The 19,756-nt window shown below is 63.6% G+C and carries 9 protein-coding genes; 1 reads left to right on the forward strand and 8 read right to left on the reverse strand.

Annotated elements, in window-relative coordinates; all coding sequences use genetic code 11:
* Window positions 1-5: 5 nt before the first annotated feature.
* Entirely contained in the window at window positions 6-2,432 is a 2,427-nt protein-coding gene (locus NKG99_RS06670; protein ID WP_352865510.1) for a GcvT family protein, read from the reverse strand.
* A gap of 57 nt (window positions 2,433-2,489) precedes the next feature.
* A complete protein-coding gene (locus NKG99_RS06675) occupies window positions 2,490-4,028 on the reverse strand; it encodes a trimethylamine methyltransferase family protein (RefSeq protein ID WP_352865512.1) in 1,539 nt (512 codons plus the stop codon).
* A 217-nt stretch (window positions 4,029-4,245) separates the two neighbouring features.
* On the opposite strand from NKG99_RS06675, the gene NKG99_RS06680 reads away from it, so the two are divergent.
* Window positions 4,246-4,836: a transglycosylase SLT domain-containing protein gene (locus NKG99_RS06680; RefSeq protein WP_352865515.1), complete on the forward strand. Its 591-nt coding sequence runs from the start codon at window positions 4,246-4,248 to the stop codon at window positions 4,834-4,836.
* Between the two features lie 31 nt (window positions 4,837-4,867).
* On the opposite strand, the gene NKG99_RS06685 is transcribed toward NKG99_RS06680, so the two are convergent.
* The 6 genes from NKG99_RS06685 to NKG99_RS06710 all read right to left on the reverse strand — a co-directional run bounded on the left by NKG99_RS06685 (window position 4,868) and on the right by NKG99_RS06710 (window position 19,492).
* Entirely contained in the window at window positions 4,868-7,090 is a 2,223-nt protein-coding gene (locus tag NKG99_RS06685; RefSeq protein WP_352865517.1) for a dipeptide ABC transporter ATP-binding protein, read from the reverse strand.
* Between the two features lie 66 nt (window positions 7,091-7,156).
* Window positions 7,157-8,314, reverse strand: coding sequence for an ABC transporter permease (locus NKG99_RS06690; protein ID WP_352865519.1), 1,158 nt, complete (start codon window positions 8,312-8,314; stop codon window positions 7,157-7,159).
* A 12-nt stretch (window positions 8,315-8,326) separates the two neighbouring features.
* A complete protein-coding gene (locus NKG99_RS06695) occupies window positions 8,327-9,361 on the reverse strand; it encodes an ABC transporter permease (protein ID WP_352865521.1) in 1,035 nt (344 codons plus the stop codon).
* Between the two features lie 227 nt (window positions 9,362-9,588).
* Complete coding sequence (locus NKG99_RS06700; RefSeq protein WP_352865523.1) at window positions 9,589-11,241, reverse strand: ABC transporter substrate-binding protein; 1,653 nt, start codon at window positions 11,239-11,241, stop codon at window positions 9,589-9,591.
* A 266-nt stretch (window positions 11,242-11,507) separates the two neighbouring features.
* Window positions 11,508-17,561, reverse strand: coding sequence for a translocation/assembly module TamB domain-containing protein (locus tag NKG99_RS06705; protein ID WP_352865525.1), 6,054 nt, complete (start codon window positions 17,559-17,561; stop codon window positions 11,508-11,510).
* A 2-nt stretch (window positions 17,562-17,563) separates the two neighbouring features.
* Complete coding sequence (locus tag NKG99_RS06710; protein ID WP_352865528.1) at window positions 17,564-19,492, reverse strand: autotransporter assembly complex protein TamA; 1,929 nt, start codon at window positions 19,490-19,492, stop codon at window positions 17,564-17,566.
* Window positions 19,493-19,756: the final 264 nt, after the last annotated feature.

The following is a 19,756-nucleotide window of genomic DNA, read 5'->3' on the forward strand; positions in this document are numbered from 1 at the left end:
TGATTTCAGGCGCGCATCCGCTCGAAATTGGCGTCGAAGAGCGCTGCCGGCTGCATGCGCGCCGCATGGCGTTTACCCAACAACTCGATCTCGAACCCGTCGCTCTCATCGGCGATCTCTTTTGGCACATAGCCGACGGCAACGGATTTTTTCGAGTGATGCGCGTAGCCGCCCGAGGTGACCCAGCCGCGCACGGCGCCGCCGAACCAGATCGGCTCGTCGCCGATGACGTCGGCGTCGTCGGCGTCGACGATGAAGGCACGCAGGCGCAATTTGCCGCCCTGCTTGCGCTCGGCGAGTGCCGCAGCCTTGCCGACGAAGTCGGCGTCCTTGCCATAGGCGACGAAACGGTCGAGCCCGGCCTCGAGCGGCCCGTAGATCGGCCGGTACTCGCGTCCCCACGAGCCGTAATTCTTCTCCAGCCGCAGCGCGTTGAGCGCGCGCGAGCCGAACAGGCCAATGCCGAATTCCTCGCCGGCCGCCATCAACGTCTGATAGGCGGCGCGCTGGTATTCCGGCGCTACCCAGACCTCGTAGCCGAGATCGCCGGTGTAGCTGACGCGGCCGACCAGGCACGGCGCCATGCCGATATCCATCCGGTCCATCGCCATGAACGGAACCGCCGTATTGGACACATCGGAGCGCGTGGCTTTTGCCAGCACATCCCGCGCTTTCGGGCCGGCAATCGACAGGCCGGTGAGCTTCTGGCCAATCGCATCGATGCGAACCGAGCCGTCATCAGGCAGATGCTTCTCGAACCAGCGCATGTGATATTGCTCGGCGATGCCGGACCCGGCGAGGAACCAGCCGTCCTCCCCCAGATTGGCCAGCGTGAAATCGCCGATCAGTTTGCCGTCGTCCTTCAGCATCGGCGCCAGCGTCATGCGGCCGGGCTTCGGCAGTTTGCAGGCAAGCATCCGGTCGAGCCATGCGGCCGCGCCCTCGCCCGTCACCTCGTATTTGGCGAAGCTCGAAATCTCGGACAGGCCGACACCGTCGCGGACGGTCGCGACCTCCTTGGCCACCTGCGTGAAGTCGCTCGAGCGGCGCCACGAGAACTCGTCCTTGACGCCCTCCGGCGCGTACCAGAGCGGCACCTCCAGCCCATAGGCAACGCCCCACTGCGCACCCCTGGCCGACAGCAAATCATAGACCGGTGTCGTCTTCAGCGGCCGCCCGGCGGGCAGTTCCTCATTGGGAAAGCGGATCGAAAATCGCCTGGAATAATTCTCGCGCACCTTGGCGTTGGTGTAGGCCATCGTCGCCCAGTCGCCATAGCGCGCGACGTCCATCGCCCAGATGTCGGCGCCGGGATCGCCCTCGATCATCCAGTTGGACAGTGCCAGCCCGACGCCGCCGCCCTGTGAAAAACCAGCCATGACGCCGCAGGCGACCCAGAAGCCCGGCAGCCCGCGCACCGGCCCGACCAGCGGATTGCCGTCCGGCGCGAAGGTGAAGGGTCCGTTGATGATCTGCTTGATGCCGGTGTTCTGGAAGGCCGGGAAGTGCCGGAACCCGACCTCCAGCGACGGCGCGATGCGATCGATATCGGGCGCCAGCAATTCATGGCCGAAATTCCACGGCGTCTGGAACTCGGACCACGGCTTGTTGGCCTTCTCATAGGTGCCCATCAGCATGCCGCCACGCTCCTGGCGCAGATAGAGCTCGCCATCGAAGTCGACCGCGTGGATGATCTCGGTGCCGGTCTTGGCGTTCCAGGCGGCGACTTCCGGCATGTCCTCGGTGATCAGGTACATGTGCTCCATCGCCAGCACCGGAAGCTCAAGGCCAACCATGCGGCCGACCTCGCGCGCCCACAGGCCGCCGGCGTTGACGACATGCTCGGCCACCACGTCGCCCTTGTTGGTGATGACGCGCCACATCCCGTCGGGACGCCGCACGATGTCCTCGACCTTGGTGAAGCGCTCGACCTCCGCGCCCAGTTTCCGCGCCGCCTTGGCATAGGCATGGGTGACGCCGGAGGGATCGAGATGGCCGTCCTCCTTGTTCCTGACGGCGCCGACGAACTGCTTGGGGTCGAGCAGCGGCATCAGCTCGGCCGCCTCGTTGGGGGAGATTTCCTCAAGCTCGATGCCGAGATAGCGGCCCTTGGCGACGACGCCGCGCAGCCAGTCGAGCCGCGCCTCGGTCGCCGCCAGAAGCACGCCACCGGTCAGATGCACGCCGGTGGCCTGGCCGGAAAGCTCCTCGATCTCCTTGTAGAGGTTGATGGTGTATTTCTGCAGCTTGGCGACATTGGGGTCGCCATTGATGGTGTGCATGCCGCCGGCCGCATGCCAGGTCGAGCCGGACGTCAGCTCGTCTCTCTCCAGCAGCACCACGTCGGTCCAGCCGTGGCGAGCGAGATGGAACAGCACGGAGCACCCGACGACGCCACCGCCAATGACCACGACCTTTGCATGCGATTTCATGGATTTTTCTCTGATATCAGTGAGTTGGATGGGTGATTGGATTCGAGCGGGGAAGCGTCACGGCTCGCCCTGCCCGATCGCTTCCTTGCGCCTGGCCATGTAAGCCTCCAGCGCCTCGCGCACGGCGATATCCATCACCGGCTCGACATAGTCTTCCAATGCCTTCTTCCACAGCCGCGTCGCGCGTGCCGTGGCGTCGAGGCCACCGGCCTCTTGCCAGGCCTCGTAATTCTGCCAGTTGGACAGCATCGGCTGGTAGAAGGCGGTGGCGTAGCGCTCCAGCGTGTGCGGCTCGCCGAAGAAATGACCGCCGGTCGGCACCGCGCCCAAAGCCTCGACGGCAAGCTCGGCCTCGTTGACCTCGATCGGGCGCAGGAATTCCATCATGTGCTGGATCATCTCGACATCGATGATGAGCTTCTCGAACGACGCCGTCAGCCCGCCCTCCTGCCAGCCGGCGGCATGATAGACGAGATTGCCATGGCCGAGCACCGCGCCCCACAGTGCCATCAGCGTCTCATAGGCGCCTTGCGCGTCGGCGGCGTTGGAGGCCGAGCCCGGCGTCGTGCGGTACGGCAACCCGTAACGCCGCGCCAGCTGTCCCGACGCGATGTTGGCCTTGGTGTTCTCCGGCGTGCCGAAGGCCGGCGCGCCCGACTTCATGTCGACATTGGAGGTGAAGGCGCCATACATGACAGGCGCGCCCGGACGCACCAGCTGAGTCAGCACCACACCGAACAGCGCCTCGGCGTTCAGCTGCGCCAGCGCGCCGGCCAGCGTCACCGGGCTCATCGCCCCCATCAGCGTGAACGGCGTCACCGCCACCGACTGGCCGAACTCGGCCATGGTCATCAGCCCCTCGGCCATCATCTCGTCGAAGCGGCGCGGCGAGTTGACCGAGATTATGGTGGTGACGCCGGGGTCGTCGCGCATCTGGTCGAGGCTCAAGCCACGGGCGATCGCCATCATCTCGATGCCGTCGAGCGCCCTGCCTCGGCCGATCGCCGAGACATGGAAACTCTTGTCGGTCAGCGTCAGATTGGTGAAATAGGTGTCGAGATGGCGGGAATTGGCCGGCAGCTCGACCGGCGCGCAGACCTGGTTGCCGAGCATATGTATGCAGTTGAAATGCTGCGCCAGCCGGGTCAGATCCGAATAGTCGCGCAGATTGCCGGCGCGGCGGCCGCGCTCCATGTCGTGTACATTGGGCGGTCCGGCAACGAGGGTGAAATTGATGGTGTTGCCGCCGAGATGAACGGCGTTGGCCGGATTGCGCGGCGTCAACACATAGCTGGATTGCGCGGTCTTCAACGCCTCGGCGACCAACCCCCTATCGATGCGGACATTCGCTGAGGCATGATCGACCTTGGCGCCGGCCTTCTCGAACAGCGACAGTGCGCGCGGGCTCATCACCTCGATGCCGAAATTCTCCAATATGTGCATCGACGCCTGGTGGATCTGCTCGATCTGGTCAGGCGACAGCATGGCCATTGGCGGATATGGATTGGTCACCCGCCTGAGCGGCAGTTGCGGAATGGCCGACGGCCCCCTGTTGCTGGTGCGCTCGGCGCCGCGTTTGCGTCTCGGTTCGTTCATGCCTGGCATCAAAGCCCCGGCAAACGAGGCAAGCTGTCAGAAATGCGCCGTTTGCGGGCGTGATTTTAGCCACGGCGGCATTTCTGCGGCATCAATTTAGAAAAAGCGACGAAACACGTCGATTTACAGGTACTGGATTTTTTTCAAGGGGGTGTGCGACGAGGCGTTAACGAACGCTGCAAGATTCCCTTTATGATTTCAGCCTATTGCTCTGCCAATGCGTAGTTCGAGTTTTAGTAAAATTGGTGCCGTTTGCGTGCTGTTGGCACTTTCTGCCTGCGCGACACCGCCCAACCACATCAACAACGTCTGTGCCGTCTTCGACCAGAATGACGGTTGGTTCGACAACTGGCAGTCGGCCGCCGAGCGCGCGCAACAGAAATACGGCGTGCCGGTTCCCGTGCTCATGGCGACGGTGCGCAAGGAATCCGGCTTCAAGAGCAACGCAAGGCCGCCACGCACCAAGCTCCTCGGCTTCATTCCGTGGAAGCATGTCTCATCGGCCACCGGCTTCTCACAGGCGCTGGACGGCACTTGGTCGCAATATCAGAGCGAGACCGGCAACTGGGCGGCGCGGCGCACGAAGTTCGCCGATGCGGTCGATTTCGTCGGCTGGTATCACTCCAAGACCGCTGACACCTATGGCGTCGCTCGCAACGACACCTACAATCTCTATCTCGCCTACTATCTCGGCTGGACCGCCTATGGCCGCGGCAACCGGGGCGATGCCGGCGTCCAGGGCTATGCGAGGGCGACCGACAAGATGGCCCGCGACTATGCGCAGCAGTTGAGCCAGTGCGGCACCTAAAAGGGCTGCCGCGACAGCGGCAGCGCCTTGATCAGCTCGGCTTCGGCTTCTTGCCACGCGGACGCTTCGGCGGCGGGCCGGCAAAGCCCGGGCCATCGCCATGCGGCGAGTCCTCGGGCACGCCCTCATGCGCGGCATGTTCCTTGTCGAACTTGATCACCGGTTCCATCTTGGCCAGCACATCGTCGGAGAGCCAGCACAGGCTCATATGGCCGTCGCCGAGATGCTTGACCAGCGGCACCTTGGTCTCGCACAGATTGTCCGGCACCAGCTTCTTGTAGCCGCAGCGCGTCTGGAACGGACAGCCCGACGGCGGGTTCATCGCCGACGGGATATCGCCTTCCAGCACGATGTGGCGCTTGACCACGCTGGTGTCGGCGATCGGGATCGCCGACAGCAGTGCCTCGGTATAGGGGTGATAGGGCGGCGCGAAGATCTGGTCGGTCGTACCCTGCTCGACGATATAGCCGAGATACATGACGACGACGCGGTCGGCGATGTAGCGCACGACGGACAGATCGTGGCTGATGAACAGCATCGTCGTCTTGTTCTTGCGCTGGATGTCCATCAAAAGTTCGGTCACAGCTGCCTGCACGGACACGTCCAGTGCCGAGACCGGCTCGTCGGCCACCACCACCTTGGCGTCGCCGGCAAAGGCCCGCGCCACGCCGATGCGCTGCTTCTGGCCGCCGGATAGCTGGCGCGGCTTGCGGGTCTCGAAGGCCCGCGGCAGCTTCACCAGATCGAGCAGTTCCAGCATGCGCTTGCGGCGGTCGGCAACCGTCTTGCCGACATTGAACTTCTCTAGGGTGCGGATGATCTGCGAGCCAACCGAATGGCTGGGATTGAGCGTGTCGAACGGGTTCTGGAACACCATCTGGATCGACGATACGGTTTCGACGCTACGGCTCTCGATGCCGGTCGACTGGATTTCCTTGTTGCCCAGCGTCACCGTGCCGGCACTTGCCGTCTCCAGCCCGAGCAGCACCTTGGCCAGCGTCGACTTTCCGCAGCCGGATTCGCCGACGATGGCGACCGTCTCGGATTCACGCGCCATGAACGAGATCGTCTCGTTGGCCTTGACGACGCGGCCCTCGCTCGAGCCGAACACCTCGCTGCCGCCGACTCTGTAGTATTTTCTCAGGTCCTCGATCTTGAGCACCGGCGCACCGGGCACGACGCGCTCATTGACCTTCTTGGCGCCGGGCGGCAGCGCCTCCCAGTCGATCTCATTGAAGCGTACGCAGCGCGAGAAATGGCCTTCATGTCCCGCGACCTCGATCATCGGGATTTCGGCGGCGTTGCAGACGCCCTCGACGAAATGGTGGCAGCGCGGGCCGAAATTGCAGCCCTTGGGGCGCTCATGTGGCAGCGGCAGCTGTCCGGGAATCGAAATCAACGGCCGTGAGTTCTTGTCGGCGCCGGGCAGCGGGATCGAGCGGAACAGCCCTTGCGTGTAGGGATGGCGCATCCGGTCGAACACGTCCTTGATCTTGCCGGTCTCCACCGCCTCGCCAGAATACATCACCGTGATGCGGTCGCAGGTCTCGAGGATCAGGCCGAGATTGTGCGAGACGAAGATCATCGATGTGCCGAACTTCTCGCCGAGCCCCTTGACCAGGTCGACGATGCCCGCTTCCACCGTCACGTCGAGCGCCGTCGTCGGCTCGTCGAGCAACAGAAGCGCCGGCTTCGACAGGAGTGCCATGGCGATGACGATACGCTGTTGCTGGCCGCCGGAGAGCTGGTGCGGATAGGAACGCATCATGCGCTCGGGATCGGGCAGCTTGACCGAGCGCACCATTTCGAGCGCGCGTTTATACGCCTCTTCCTTCGAGACCTTGTCGTGGATCAGCGGCACTTCCATCAACTGCTGTCCGACCTTCATCGCCGGGTTGAGGCTGGCCATCGGCTCCTGGTAGATCATCGCGATCTTGTTGCCGCGGATGGCGCGCAGCTCCTCATCGGAAAGCTCGCCCATGTCCTTGCCCTGGAACTTGATCTTGCCGCCGACGATCTTCCCGATGTTGGAGAGGTCGCGCATGATGCCGAGCGACACGGTCGACTTGCCGCAGCCGGATTCGCCGACGATGCCCATCGCCTCGCCCGGCATGACAGTGCAGGAAAAATCCATGACGGCCGGTATCTCGCCCTTGCGGGTGAAGAAGGAGATCGACAGGTTCTCGATCTCGATGATCGGCCCATTGGTCGGCCCAGGGGTCGGCTTGGCGGGATTTCGAACTGCCTCGTTCATGGGTCGCTCCAATCCTGGTTCTTTCAGGCCTAATTCTCTTAGGCGCATCGGGTCGAAACCCGCAGATCAGTCTTTCATCGATTGTTCGCGCAACGAGTCGGCGAGCAGGTTCAAGCCCAGCACGAACGACATCAGCGCGATCGTTGGTGGCAGCGCCGGGTGGATGAAGGAGCGCAGCAACCGGCTGGCGTCCTTGATCGCGGTGCCCCAGTCCGGGCTTTCCGGCGCCAGGCCGAGGCCGAAATACCCCAACGTGCCGAGCAGGATCGTGGTGTAGCCGATGCGCAGGCAAGCATCGACGATCAGCGGCCCGCGCGCATTGGGCAGGATCTCCCACAGCATGATGTACCAGGGCGATTCACCGCGCGTCTGCGCCGCCGCCACATAGTCGCGTGTCTTGATGTCCATCACAAGGCCGCGCACGATGCGGAACACGCCGGGGCTGGAGGCGAACACCACCGCCACGAAGATGTTGAGCTGGTTGGGATCGATGTGAACGATCCTCAGCGGGTCCTTGTCGAACACAAGGCCGAGATAGATCCAGCCGCCGACGATCAAGGTGATGCCGAGCAGGATGTAGAGCCGGTCGGGCCGGTTCTTGTAGCGCGTCCAGAACAGCACGCTGAAGAAGATGATCGGGAACAGGAAGAACACGCCGGCCATCGCATAGGGGATCGGCGTATCCATGATGCCCGGCGTCACCAGCAGGTAGAACAGCAGGATGACCGGGAAGGCGAGCACCAAATTGGCCAGGAACGACAGCACCGTGTCGATCTTGCCGCCGTAATAGCCCGCGGGCAGGCCGAGCGTGATGCCGACCATCAGCGCGAAGCCGGTTGCGGCAGGCGCGATGATCAGCACGATCTGGCTGCCATGGACCATGCGCGAGAACACGTCGCGCGCCAGCTTGTCGCCGCCGAACAGATAGGTCAGCCCCGATTGCGGTTCGATGGCGCCCGGCAGCACGTCCTTCATGATGGGGACCTGGGCCAGCGGATCGAACGGCGAGATGGTCGCGGCGAAGATCGCCGTGAACAGCCAGAACAGACAGATGCCGACGCCGACGACGCCGACACCGCTGTCGAACAACTGGCCATAGAGCGCCAGCTTCTTCTTGTAGGCGAAGCTCGCGCCCATGACGATGACGAGCGCGATCCAGACCGGCCAGAAGCGCGACAGCACTTCGAGAACGACGGTGAAGCCACTGATATATTGAACCGGCATCCGCTTGGCTCCCTACTGAACTCTGATACGCGGATTGAGAAACGCGTAGCCGACATCGGAAATGAGCTGCGTGATCAAGACGATGAACACCGAAACCAGCGAGCAGCCTAGCAAAAGGTCGATGTCGTTGTTGCCGGCCGCCTCGACCAGCGTGTAGCCGAAGCCTTGGTAGCGGAACATCACCTCGACGATGACGACGCCGGTGAGCAGCCAGGGAAACTGCAGCATGATGACGGTGAACGGCGCGATCAGCGCGTTGCGCAGCGCATGTTTGACCACCACGCTGCCGAAGGAGAGACCCTTCAATCGGGCGGTGCGGATATATTGCTGCGTCATCACCTCAACCATCGAAGCGCGCGTCATGCGGGCGATGTAGCCGATGCCGTAGATCGCCAGCGTCATCACCGGCAAGGTGAAATTGTAGAAGGTGATGCCTTGGCTCGCCGACGCGGCTGAACCATTCAGCCAGCCAAGCCATGAGGCGAAGATGACGGTGAAGATGACGCCGGACACATATTCGGGCGTCGCGGTCGAAGCGATCGAGGCCACCGAAAGCACGCGGTCGGTTCGCGAGCCCTCACGCATGCCGGCCAGAATGCCGATCAGCAGCGAGATCGGCACCATCACCGCCAGCACCCAGAACATCAGGATACCGGTGGCGCCGAGCGCCGGGAACAGTTTCGAGGCGACGGTTGCCTTGAACTTGGTCGAGCAGCCGAAATCGCCCTCGAAAACGCCGGCAAAGGTCGGCTCGAGCGGATCGTTGCAGAAGGAGAAACGCTGCGCGGGCTTGCCGGTCGCCGGGTCGCTCACAGGCTGCTTGGGCACGACGCCCAGCCACTGGCCATAACGCACGAAGAAGTTCTGCCGGTAGCCATGGTTGACCAGCCAATTCTCGAGCTGCTCGGCCGATGTATGCATTTCGGTCTGGCTGATCGCCAGCTTCTTCAGATTGGGTTCGAGGTTGATCAGGAAGAAGACAACCATGGTCAGGCACAGCATCGTCAATGCCATGGTGCCAAGACGCCTGATAACGAAAGAAAGCATGGCTGCCCCCTGCCGATGGGTTGGGGTTTGAGCCGGCTATGAAAGCCAACCCTGCCGTGACCGGCGGGGCTGACTGTCAAACAGGCCTTCGGATGCGATCAACCTTGTTTTTGTTGCACGACCTTGCCCCGGAGTCCCGCAACTTTTTTGAGAAGCGCGGACCCACAGGGGCAGACGATGCAAAGAGCGAGGGAAAGGGGCGACGCCCCTTCCCCTTGTCGGCGCGATCAAGCCTGTTCGAGCCAGACCTTGCCGTAGTCGCGCTCGAAGGTCGGGTGCATCTTGTAGTTCTGCACCGCCTTGACCGAGTGGCTGTAGAGCTTGCGCCAGTACGGCTGGATGATGATGCCTGAATCTTGCAGGATCTGCTCGATGTCCTTCATCATCTCCTTGCGCTTCGCGGCGTCGGCAACGGCGAGCGCCGCATTGAGCTTGGCATCCCAATCGGGATTCGAATAGCCCGTCTCGTTCCAGGCTTCGCCCGTGCGATAGCCGATCGCAAGCACCTGGACGCCAAGCGGCCGCATGTTCCAGTTGGTCATGGACAGCGGATACTTGGTCCAATCGTTCCAGAACGTCGAGCCCGGCAGCACGGTGCGCTTCACCTTGAGACCGGCGTCGCGCATCTGGGCGGCGATCGCATCGCCGGTGTTCTTGTGCCAGTCCTCGTCGACGGTGATCAGCTCGTGTTCGAAGTCGGCCTGGCCGGCTTCCGCCATCAGCGCCTTTGCCTTGGCCGGATCGCGCGCGACCTTCGCAAGCTCATAATATTCCGGATGGATCTGGCAGACATGGTGGTTTTCGGCGACCGTGCCGGCATTGCCATAGCCAAGCTGAAGAACGACATTGTTGTCGACCGCGAGTTGCAGCGCGTTGCGCACCTTCTGGTCGCCATAAGGCTTGTTGTTGACGTTGGTGCGGCAGACGATGGTCGACGCCGTGACGATTTCCGACTTCACCAGGTCCATGCCGTCGAGGATCGACACGTAGTCGGCCGAGGTCTCGAAATTGGTGTGCACCTCGCCGGCTTCGAAAGCACTGACCATGGCGGCCGGATCGGTGCCGTAGTCGATGAATTCCAGGCCATCGAGGAACACTTCGCCGTCCCACCACTTGTCGTCGGTGCGGCGCTTGTAGACCACTTTCTGGCCGACATCGTAGGAGACGAGCTCGAACGGGCCGGTGCCGATCGGGCAGGCCTTGAAGTCGCCGCCCTTCTCGTCGAAGCTCTTGTGGACGATCAGGCCGGGATAGTCGCACATGTTGGGAATGAGCGCGATGTCAGGCTTGCCGAGCTTGAGCACGACCGTATGGTCGTCAGGCATGGTCACGGCGCTTTCGTCGAGCTTGTCGTCCTTGACCAGCGAACCGAGACGGCCGGGCATCGAATTGCCTTCGGCTTTCTTGTCGGCCCAACGCTTGAGGTTGAAGACGACGTCGGCGGCGGTGAAGGCATCGCCATTCGACCAGGTGACGCCCTTGCGCACATGCAGCGTGTACTGCGTGGCATCGTCGTTGACGTCCCAGCTTTCCAGCAGATAGGGGCGGAATGTGTATTCGGGTGTGTACTTGACCAGCGGCTCGAGCGCCTGGCGCTCGGCATTGGCAATTTCCGACCAGTCGGACTTGCGCGGATCCTTCGGATCCTTGATCCACTGGGCGATCTTCAGCGTGCCGCCCTTCTTGCCTTTTACCTCTTCGGCTTTTGCCGGCGTCGGGTCGGCGAGGCCGAGCAAGCCGTAAGCCATTGCCGTCGATGCACCGAAGACACTGGCCATGGCCAGGAATTCGCGGCGATCCACCTTGCCTGCCTTGGCGTCTTCGGCCATGGCCAGGATGTGATCTGGAACGCGATCGCCATTACTCTTATAAATCGTCATGACTTAACTCCCATTGTTGGCTTTCCGCCTTTTAACATTCCGCATCCGGGCCATGATGTCAAAGACGGCATGGATTGGGAACATGTTAGGGAATGTGCAACTTTGGAAAGGGAGCGGTTCGCGTGATAACGACAGTCTTGGCGCAAAATTGCTATTGCACGACGGATTCCTCTGAAATCTCGATAGTCGATTAAACCGAGACATTTACCGGGGGCCGGACAGCGCCACTTTCGAGCCACCGTGGGGCCAAAAGTCCAGTCGAAAGATCAGTATTCCTTTTCGTAAAAGATGCCGCCCTTGGCTTCGCCGGCATCGTTGGCCTCGCCGCGCAGCTTGACGCCGCGCCCGACATTGAGGTCGATCGTCGCCTTGCCCGAGCCCGGCTTGTCACCCTTCTGGATCGTCACATAGGTGCGGTCGTTGAGGTATTTGCCGGCCGAAACCGCCGTGCCGCCCTGCTCGTCCGTGGTGACGTCGAGATCGTCGACGCCGATGGCGCTGCGCAGGTTTTCCAGCAGTGACGTCGAGCCGCCGACCCCGGCCAGTTGCCCTGCCGCTTCGGCAAGCTGGGCGATCTGCAGCGGCGACAGGTTCGACATCGAGCGGCCGAAGATCAATTGCGCCAGCACCTCGTCCTCGGGCAATGCAGGCACCGAGGAGAAGATGAATTTCGGATTGGTCGCCTCGCCCGACACCACTATGGTGACGGTGGCGCTGGTCGTCGTCGTTGTCGCCGTCAGGTTGAGATAGGGCACCAGCGAGCCCGAGAAGCCAACCGTGCCTTCGGTGAAGGTCAGCCGCTTGCCGAGGATCGTCAGCCGGCCGCGCTGCAAGGTGAAGGTGCCTACCGCTTGCGGCGACGAGGCCGGGCCGGTCAGCCTGAGCGAGCCGCCGAGTTCGGCATCGACGCCCCTGCCCTGGATGAATATCTGGTTCGGCGCATTGACCGTGACATCAAGGGTAAGGCCAGCGCCGCCGCCCTTGCCGCTTGTCGTCGGCGGCCGCAGCGCCTTGTCCTGCGCCCGTACGGTACCTGGCGCGTTCTTGTGCTTGACGTCGAGCGCCGTCAGCGAACCCGGCAATTTGTCCGGAACCGTGATCACCGTCTTGGCGAGGTTGACGGTGCCGGCGATCACCGGAGCCGACGTCAGCGGTCCCTTTACCGTCAGGTCGCCGCCGAGATTGGCGGTCACGACCCTTCCATCCGTATAGCGGCCGTCGACCAGCTTGATCGACAGGTCGGCCGGGAAACCCTGCGCCGGCTTGATGCCGACCGTGCCGCTGGCCGACAGGCTGCCGCGCGTCGACAGCGTCCCGGTCAGCCGGTTGATCCTGGCGATGCCGCCGGAAATCGAGATATCGGCGGCGAGATCGTTGACGGCGAGGCCCGAGCGCGCATCGACCAGGCGCGCACCAGAGGTGCTGACGCTGCCGCCGATGACAGGCGACGTCGCGGGACCGCGCACCTGCACGTTGACATTGGCGGTTCCAGACAGCGCCAAGCCCTGCGCGGCGAGCTTCTGGCTGAGCAGGCCGAACGGCACGGCGCCATTGAAGTCGAGCACCAGCGCCGGCGTGCCGGCCGTCGTCACGGTGCCGCCGCCCTTGAGGCCAAGGCCGGCGCCATCGCTGACATTGGCATTGAAGGTCAGCTTATTGGCCGCAAAAGTGCCGGACGAGGAGATGCTCACGGCACCGACACCGGCACCTCGGGTCTGCGATGTCTGCACGCCGGCCGCGTCGATGTTGAAGGCAACAGTGGGGTTCGCCGGCGCACCCGTCACCTTCACCGTGCCCGAAATCGAACCGGCGGCGTCGAGACCGGCCGAGAAACTGTTGGCGAGCGACATCGGCACCCGCGCCAGCGTCGCGTTGATGTCGAGCGCCGCGCCGACCTTGCCCGTCACCGTCGCGGTGCCGCCGCCAAGGTTGAGCACCAGCCGGTCCAGCGTCGTCGTGCCATTGGCAATGCTGACTGTCGAGGCCTGGGCGATGGCCGCCTTGATGCCCTGGACGGTCGCCTGGCCGGACGCAAGCTCGATGGTCGTCGTGCCGTTGGCCACTTTCACGCGGCCAGCGGCCCGCGCCGGAATGCCCTTGACGGTTGCGCCGCCGGAAAAGCCGGTCCAGTCACCGTCGCGCTTCAAGTCGACATCGATGCCGCTAATCACGGTGCCGCCTGAAGTGACGGTGTCGGCGCGGATCTTTCCGGAGATCACGGGTACTGCCAGATAGTTGGTGACCAGCGCATCGATAGAGACGGCTTTCGCCTGAAGGTCGCCCCGCGAAATCGATGCCGTCGCCGCCTTGATCGCGACTTGCGGTGCGGGGCCATTCTTCGAAAAAGCAATCGTGCCGCGCACGTCGCCTTCGGCCTTTTCCAGCGCCAGTGCCGCCAGCGGCCCGATATCGGGCAGGTCGAGCGCGATAGTGCCGACCGGCACGAACTTCTCGTCCAGCGCCAGATCGCCCGAAATCCTGTTCTTACCCAGCGACAGCAGCAGGCCGTTGATGGCGCTCTTGCCGTCCGCCGTCGCCAGCACCGCGCTGCCTTGCAGCGCCTGGCCGGCGACATTGCCGGTCAGTTGCACATTCGCCGCCGGATTGGCGGCATCGGCCTTGCCGGTGGCGGTCAGCTTCAGAGCGGTGATGTCGCGCGATGCCACCAGCAGCCTGTCGCTGTCGACCGTCAGCGACAAATCCGGCGCGGTGGCTGACCCCTGTGCATTCAACGCGAAGGCTACGGCGCCCTTGGCATCTTTCGACAGCAGCGAGATGTCGCTCAGCGCACCCTTGATGTCGGCGGCGAGTTTGTTGTCGGCAAGGCTGGCTTGCCCTTGCGCGGTCAGCGCGCCCGAGGCCAGCTTCAATCCATCGACATTGACATTGCCCGACGCATCACGCTTCAGCGCAGCGCTCAGTTGCGCGCGTTCGGCAAGCAGGCCGCGCACCGCCGCCGGCAGCGCCGTCGAGGCGGCATCGGCTTTCAAATTGAGATCGATGGCGCCGTCGGCCAGCGATACCCGCCCGTTGAAGCCACTGTTCAGCGCATCGCTCGTCACCGAGCCGCTGTCGATGGTGACGGCGTCCGCGGCCAGGCTGCCGGCAACCTTGGCCGTGACCTTGCCGGCGATGAGCGGCGCGATGGTCGCATTGTCGAGACCGATCTTTTCCGCCGACACCGTGCCGGAGATCGGCCCCGTGCGGGTCTTCAAGTCAAAGGCATCGGAATGCAGGGCGACCGCTACGCCTTCGACCTTGGCCAGCTTTGTGGCAACCGAAGGCAGCGTCGCCGAAATGTCGAGCCGGGGCTGCGTGCCCTGCCCCGCTGCCTTCACCAAAAGCGCCTGCAGCTCGAGCTTGATCGGGCTTTCAGCGCTGCCCAGCGTCAGCGGCAGGCTCGGTCCGGACGAGGCGAGGTCGAGGGCGAAATCGCTGGCGCCGTTCGGGTTGAGGGTGCCGGCCGCCTTGCCGGAAATCTTGTCGCCGGTCAGCGTCGCATGGTCGAGAACAACACCGCCGGCCATGGTGTAGCTGCCGGCCGCGTCGACAGCGAGCGGCCCTAGCCCGGCCTGGCGGGTCTGGCTGGTTTCGACGCCAGCAAGCCGCGCGTTGAAACGGACGTCGGGGGCGGCCGCCGATCCGGTCACCTGCGCCGTGCCGTCGAGCGTGCCCACCGCATCGAGACCGGGCGAAAAATCATTGGCGAGCGCTGCCGGCAGTGCCGAAAATTGCGCCGCGAGGTCCAGCGTCTGGCCAGCGGTACCGGACAAGGTCACCGAGCCGCCCCCGACATCGAGCGCCAGTCTTTCGATGCGGGTCGTGCCGTTGGCGATGCTCAGCGTCGAGGCTTGAGCGATTGCCGCTTTGATGCCGCGAACGGTGGCTTCGCCCGAGGAGATCTCGACGCTGGTCTTGCCATCGGCGATCTTCACCCGGCCGGCAGCGGTCGCCGGAATCCCTGATATGGTGGCGCCGCCGGTGAAATTGGTCCAGTCGCCGTCGCGCTTCAGGTCGACGCCGATGGCGCCGATTTCGGTGGCTCCCGAGGTGACGCTGTCGGCCTTGATCGAACCAGCGATCGCCGGCGCCTTGAGATAGTTGGCAATCAGTGCATTGACGGTGATCGCCTTGGCCGTCACCTCGCCGCGCGCGATCGACGTGCTCTTCGCGTCAATGGCGACCGACGGCGCGTCGCCCTCCTTGGCAAAACGGATGGTGCCGTCGATGTCGCCCGTCACCGCCTGGCCGGCAAGCGCGGCCAACTGGTCGATAGCGGGTGCCGCGAGCGTCAGCGTGCCGAGCGGCATGAATTTGTCGTCCAGCGCGAGATCGCCCGAGACCTTGTTGTCGCCCAGCGACACCAGGAAGCCATTGATCGAACGCTTGCCTTCGCTCGTCACCAGCGCCGCCTTGATGTCGAGCGGCTGGTCGTTGACGGAGCCGGTCAGCGAGACATCGGCGGCGGGGCTGGTGATGTCGGCCTTGCCGCTGGCCGTCAGCTTGATGCTCTTCACCGTGCGGCCCGAGGCCGTCAGGCTGTCGCTGTCGGCCGAGACGGTGAAATCCGGCGCCGTCATGGCGCCGCTTGCAGACAGTGCGAAATCGACGCCGCCGGCAACCGGCACGCCGACCGTCGGCGACAGCACGGAAACGTCGCCCAGTTTGCCCTTGATGTCGGCCTGGATGTCGGTGCCTTGCATGCTGGCCGTACCGGCGGCGCTGAGTGTACCGGAGGTGAATTCGATCGAGTTTGCGGCGAAGGATCCTTGCGGATCGCGCGTCGCGGTGGCCGAGAATTTCACGCGGGCACCGAGCACCGATGCAATCTGCGGCGGCAAGGCCGTCGCCACGGCATCCGCGTTCATCTTGAGCTGCATCGACAGATCGGCGAGCGCCACGGTGGCCGTCAGCGAAGCGTTGAGCGCGTCGGAGCGCAGCGTGCCCTGGTCGATGGCAATGGCATCCTTGCTGATCGATCCGGCCAGATCGACACCGACCTTGCCGGTGATCAAGGGCGCAAGTGTCGCCACGTCGGTCTTGAGGCCGCCCGCCCCCAGCTTGACGGTGACCGGCCCGGCGCGGTTCTGGATGTCGAAACCGTCGGAATGGATCTGCGCCGCCAGATCGTCCAGGCGCGTACCACCGGCGACGATGGAAACGAAGGAGGCGCCGATATCGATGATCGGCGCCTTGCCGTCACCGAACGCGCGGGCGGTGGCGTTGCTGATCGCCAGCGTGATCGGCTGCGCCTTACTGCCGACGCTGATCACCACGGGCGGGCCCTTGGCGGCGAGTTCGACCGAAAGATCGCTGGCGCCGGCGGGATCGACGATGCCGGTGGCGGTGCCATGCACCGCATCGCTGTCGATGTTGGCGCGGTCGACACTGACACCGCCGGCCGATGTGGCGGTGCCCGCGACATCGAAGCTGGTCTTGCCGGCAAACAGCGGCTTCAAATTTTCCGGCAGGAAGCGGGCGAAATCGCCATCCCCCTCGGCCTCTATGTAATTTCCCTTGTCGGTCAGCTGGTGGCGGCCCGTCAGCTGAGTGACGATCTTGCCGTCGACCGCGAACGTGCCGATGCCGTTCCAGTTGGCGAGCGGTCCTGTACCCGAGACGATTATGTCGACGGGCGGCGTATCGGGCAATTTAAGCAGATTGGCGATGATGCCGCCTGCCGGTTCCGAGGCCTTGAGGTCGAGATCGAGCCTGTTGTCTGCCGGCGCAAAGTGGATTTTGGCATCGACATTGCCCTGCTTGCCATCATGGCGGGTGACGTTGAGCGTCGTCTCGAACGCCAGCGGCGCGGCGTCGGCCTTGAGCATCCCCTTGGCGGCAAGTTCGGCGATGCCGCTGCCGGCTAGGTCTTGCCCCAGCGCGATCTCGGGCAGGTCGATCTGCTGGATGTCGAGCGAACCCGGCAGCGTCGTCGTGCCGCCGCTCCGCGCCGGCTGCGTGCTGGCCACCGGCAACCGGGCGAGTTCGATGCGCTCGGCCGCGATGCGGTCGGCGCTGAAATTTTTCGACAGCAGCGCCAGCGGCGACCAATCGACGGCCACCTTGCGCGCCACCAGCCAGGCGCCTTCGCGGTCTTCCAGCACGACATGGTCGACGCTGAGAGCCCCGGACCAGATGCCGTCTATGCCGTTGACGGTGATCTTGCGGTCGTCGCTCGATGCCAGGCGCGAGATGATGCCAGCGAGATTGTCGCGTCCGCGTTCGGTCTTGGTCAGCACGACCAGGGCGCCGATCGCACCCGCGACCACGATCAGCAGCGTGTAAAGGACAATGCGGAAGATGCGCCAGACCGTCTTCATCGTCAAAACGCCTGTCCGATGCCGGCATAGATGCCGAAATGCGGATCGCTCGGATCGCGGTTGAGCGGCACGGCCGCATCGATGCGCAGTGGCCCGAACGGCGTCACATAGCGCAGGCCGACGCCGGCGCCGACCTTGACGTCGGCAAAATCGGGGAACGATTTGGTCGACACGGTGCCGGCATCGACAAATGGCACGATGCCGATCGTGTCGGTGACGGCGATGCGCATTTCGACCGAGGTCTCGAAGAAGGACAGACCGCCGATCGGCTGGCCGGTGAAATCCTTGGGGCCGATGCCCTGATAGGCATAGCCGCGCACCGAACCGCCGCCGCCGGAATAGAAGCGCCGGTCGGCCGGAACATTTTCAAGGCTGGTGCCGACGATCGAACCAATGGCGACACGTTCGGCCAGCACGAATTTCGAGGCCGAATCCAGCGACTGATAGGCCGATCCCTCGCCCTTCAGCTTGAGGAAAGCCGCGCCGCTCAAAATGTCGTAGCTGGGCTCCGCATAGGCCAGCACGCGGAAGCCGCTGGTCGGATTCAGCCGGTTGTCCCTGTTGTCATAGACATATTGCAGCGGAATGCTGGCGATCAGATATTTGTGCTTGCCGAAAGCGTCGTGGATGCGGGAATAGTCGAGCGCCACCTCGGCTGAAACCGTCTGCTTCTTGGTCAGTTCGTAGGACAGGCCGGTGCTGCCCTTGACCGAGAAATGGTCATAGGCATCAGGATGTTCTAGCACGGTCTTGACGCTGGCGAAGAACTTCGATGCCGGCCCGATCACGCCGGGCTTCTCGAACATGATGCCGGCATTATAGTTGAGTTCGCCGAGATCGTTGCTGCCGATGCCGCTGATCTTGCCGTCGATGCGCAGCTTTTCGGCCCGGCCAAACAGGTTGCGGTGGCCCCAATAGCCTTCCAGGCCCAGCCCCTCGGTGTTGGAAAAGGTGCCGCCGACCCCGAAATAGCGTGGTTTGCGCTCGCTGACCTGAACGCCGATCGGAATGTTGCCGTCGGCGTCGAGCGTGTCGGCTTCCTTGAACGTCACGCTGTTGAAGACCTCGAGCGCCAGCAGCCGGTCGCGCGCGTCGTCGATCTCTTGCGGCGAGTATTGCCGGCCGCGCTTGAGGCCGGTCATGTATTCGGTGAAGTCGCGGTCGACCTTCTCGGTACCTTCCACCGTGGTGGGGCCGTAGCCGGCGACCGGCCCGGCCGCGACCGTCAGCGTCACGTCCAGCGTCGAAGTCGCATGGTCGGCGACAATCTGGCGGTCCGTAACCTTGGCCAGCGGCCTGCCTTGCTCTTTCAGCGTCCGCACGATCAGCGCCTCCGCCTTGAGCACCGCGCCGGACCCGGCGTCGCCGCCTGATATCAGGCCATAATCGGCGCTCATCAGCCCAGCCGCGTCGCCTTCCAGCTTGATATTGCCCAATGTGAATTTCGGCCCGCTGGCGATATCGATGACCACCGGGACCGGCTGCGGCCCCTTGAATTCGGCGTCCGGCGGCAAATCGTCGAGCGGCTTGCCCTCGATGGTGACGGTGACGACGCCTTCGTAGCGAGCATCGGCATAGAGCGCGGCGACAAGCTGTTCGCGATCGCCGCGCGCCTTGGCCATCAGCCCGAGCGAACCGGAAACCGGACGTTCCTCGTCACTTTTCAGTGTCGAGGTGTTTTCGAGCTTCTTGACGAGATCCTTGTCGGCGTCGGGGGCATTGATGGTGACGGCGTAGCGCATGGGATCGACGATGTCGGCATCCTCGTCGCTGGACGATCCCCACAGCTTGATGCCGAAAAGCTCGAAAGCCGCCGCCGGCCGCGATTCGGCGACAAGCGCGCCCAAGCACATCATGGCCAAGAGCAGGGCGCGCGGAAGCACACGCCCTGGCGTGCCACCTCCTGACATCTGCTCTTCATGCGCCGGCATTAAGACAACCTAGGTTATAAAACTAAAATTGGAATGAAGTTCTGAAGCGCTCGTAAAGGGGCCACAATCCAATTGTCTGAAATAGGACGGGCTTGGAATTCACACCTTTTGCGTTGCCGCAAGAAAGCGTGATCCCCTGTCCTATGGAGGTACTACCGGCCATCGGCCGGAAAGGAAACCGTTGGCAGGCGGAACCTGCCGCGTCCTTGTGTTGACAAGCCCGACTGAAGCTTGATCATGCCTGGACGTTAGCTGTGTCTGGAG

This window comes from Mesorhizobium sp. M1409 (assembly GCF_040317535.1).
GTDB lineage: Bacteria > Pseudomonadota > Alphaproteobacteria > Rhizobiales > Rhizobiaceae > Mesorhizobium.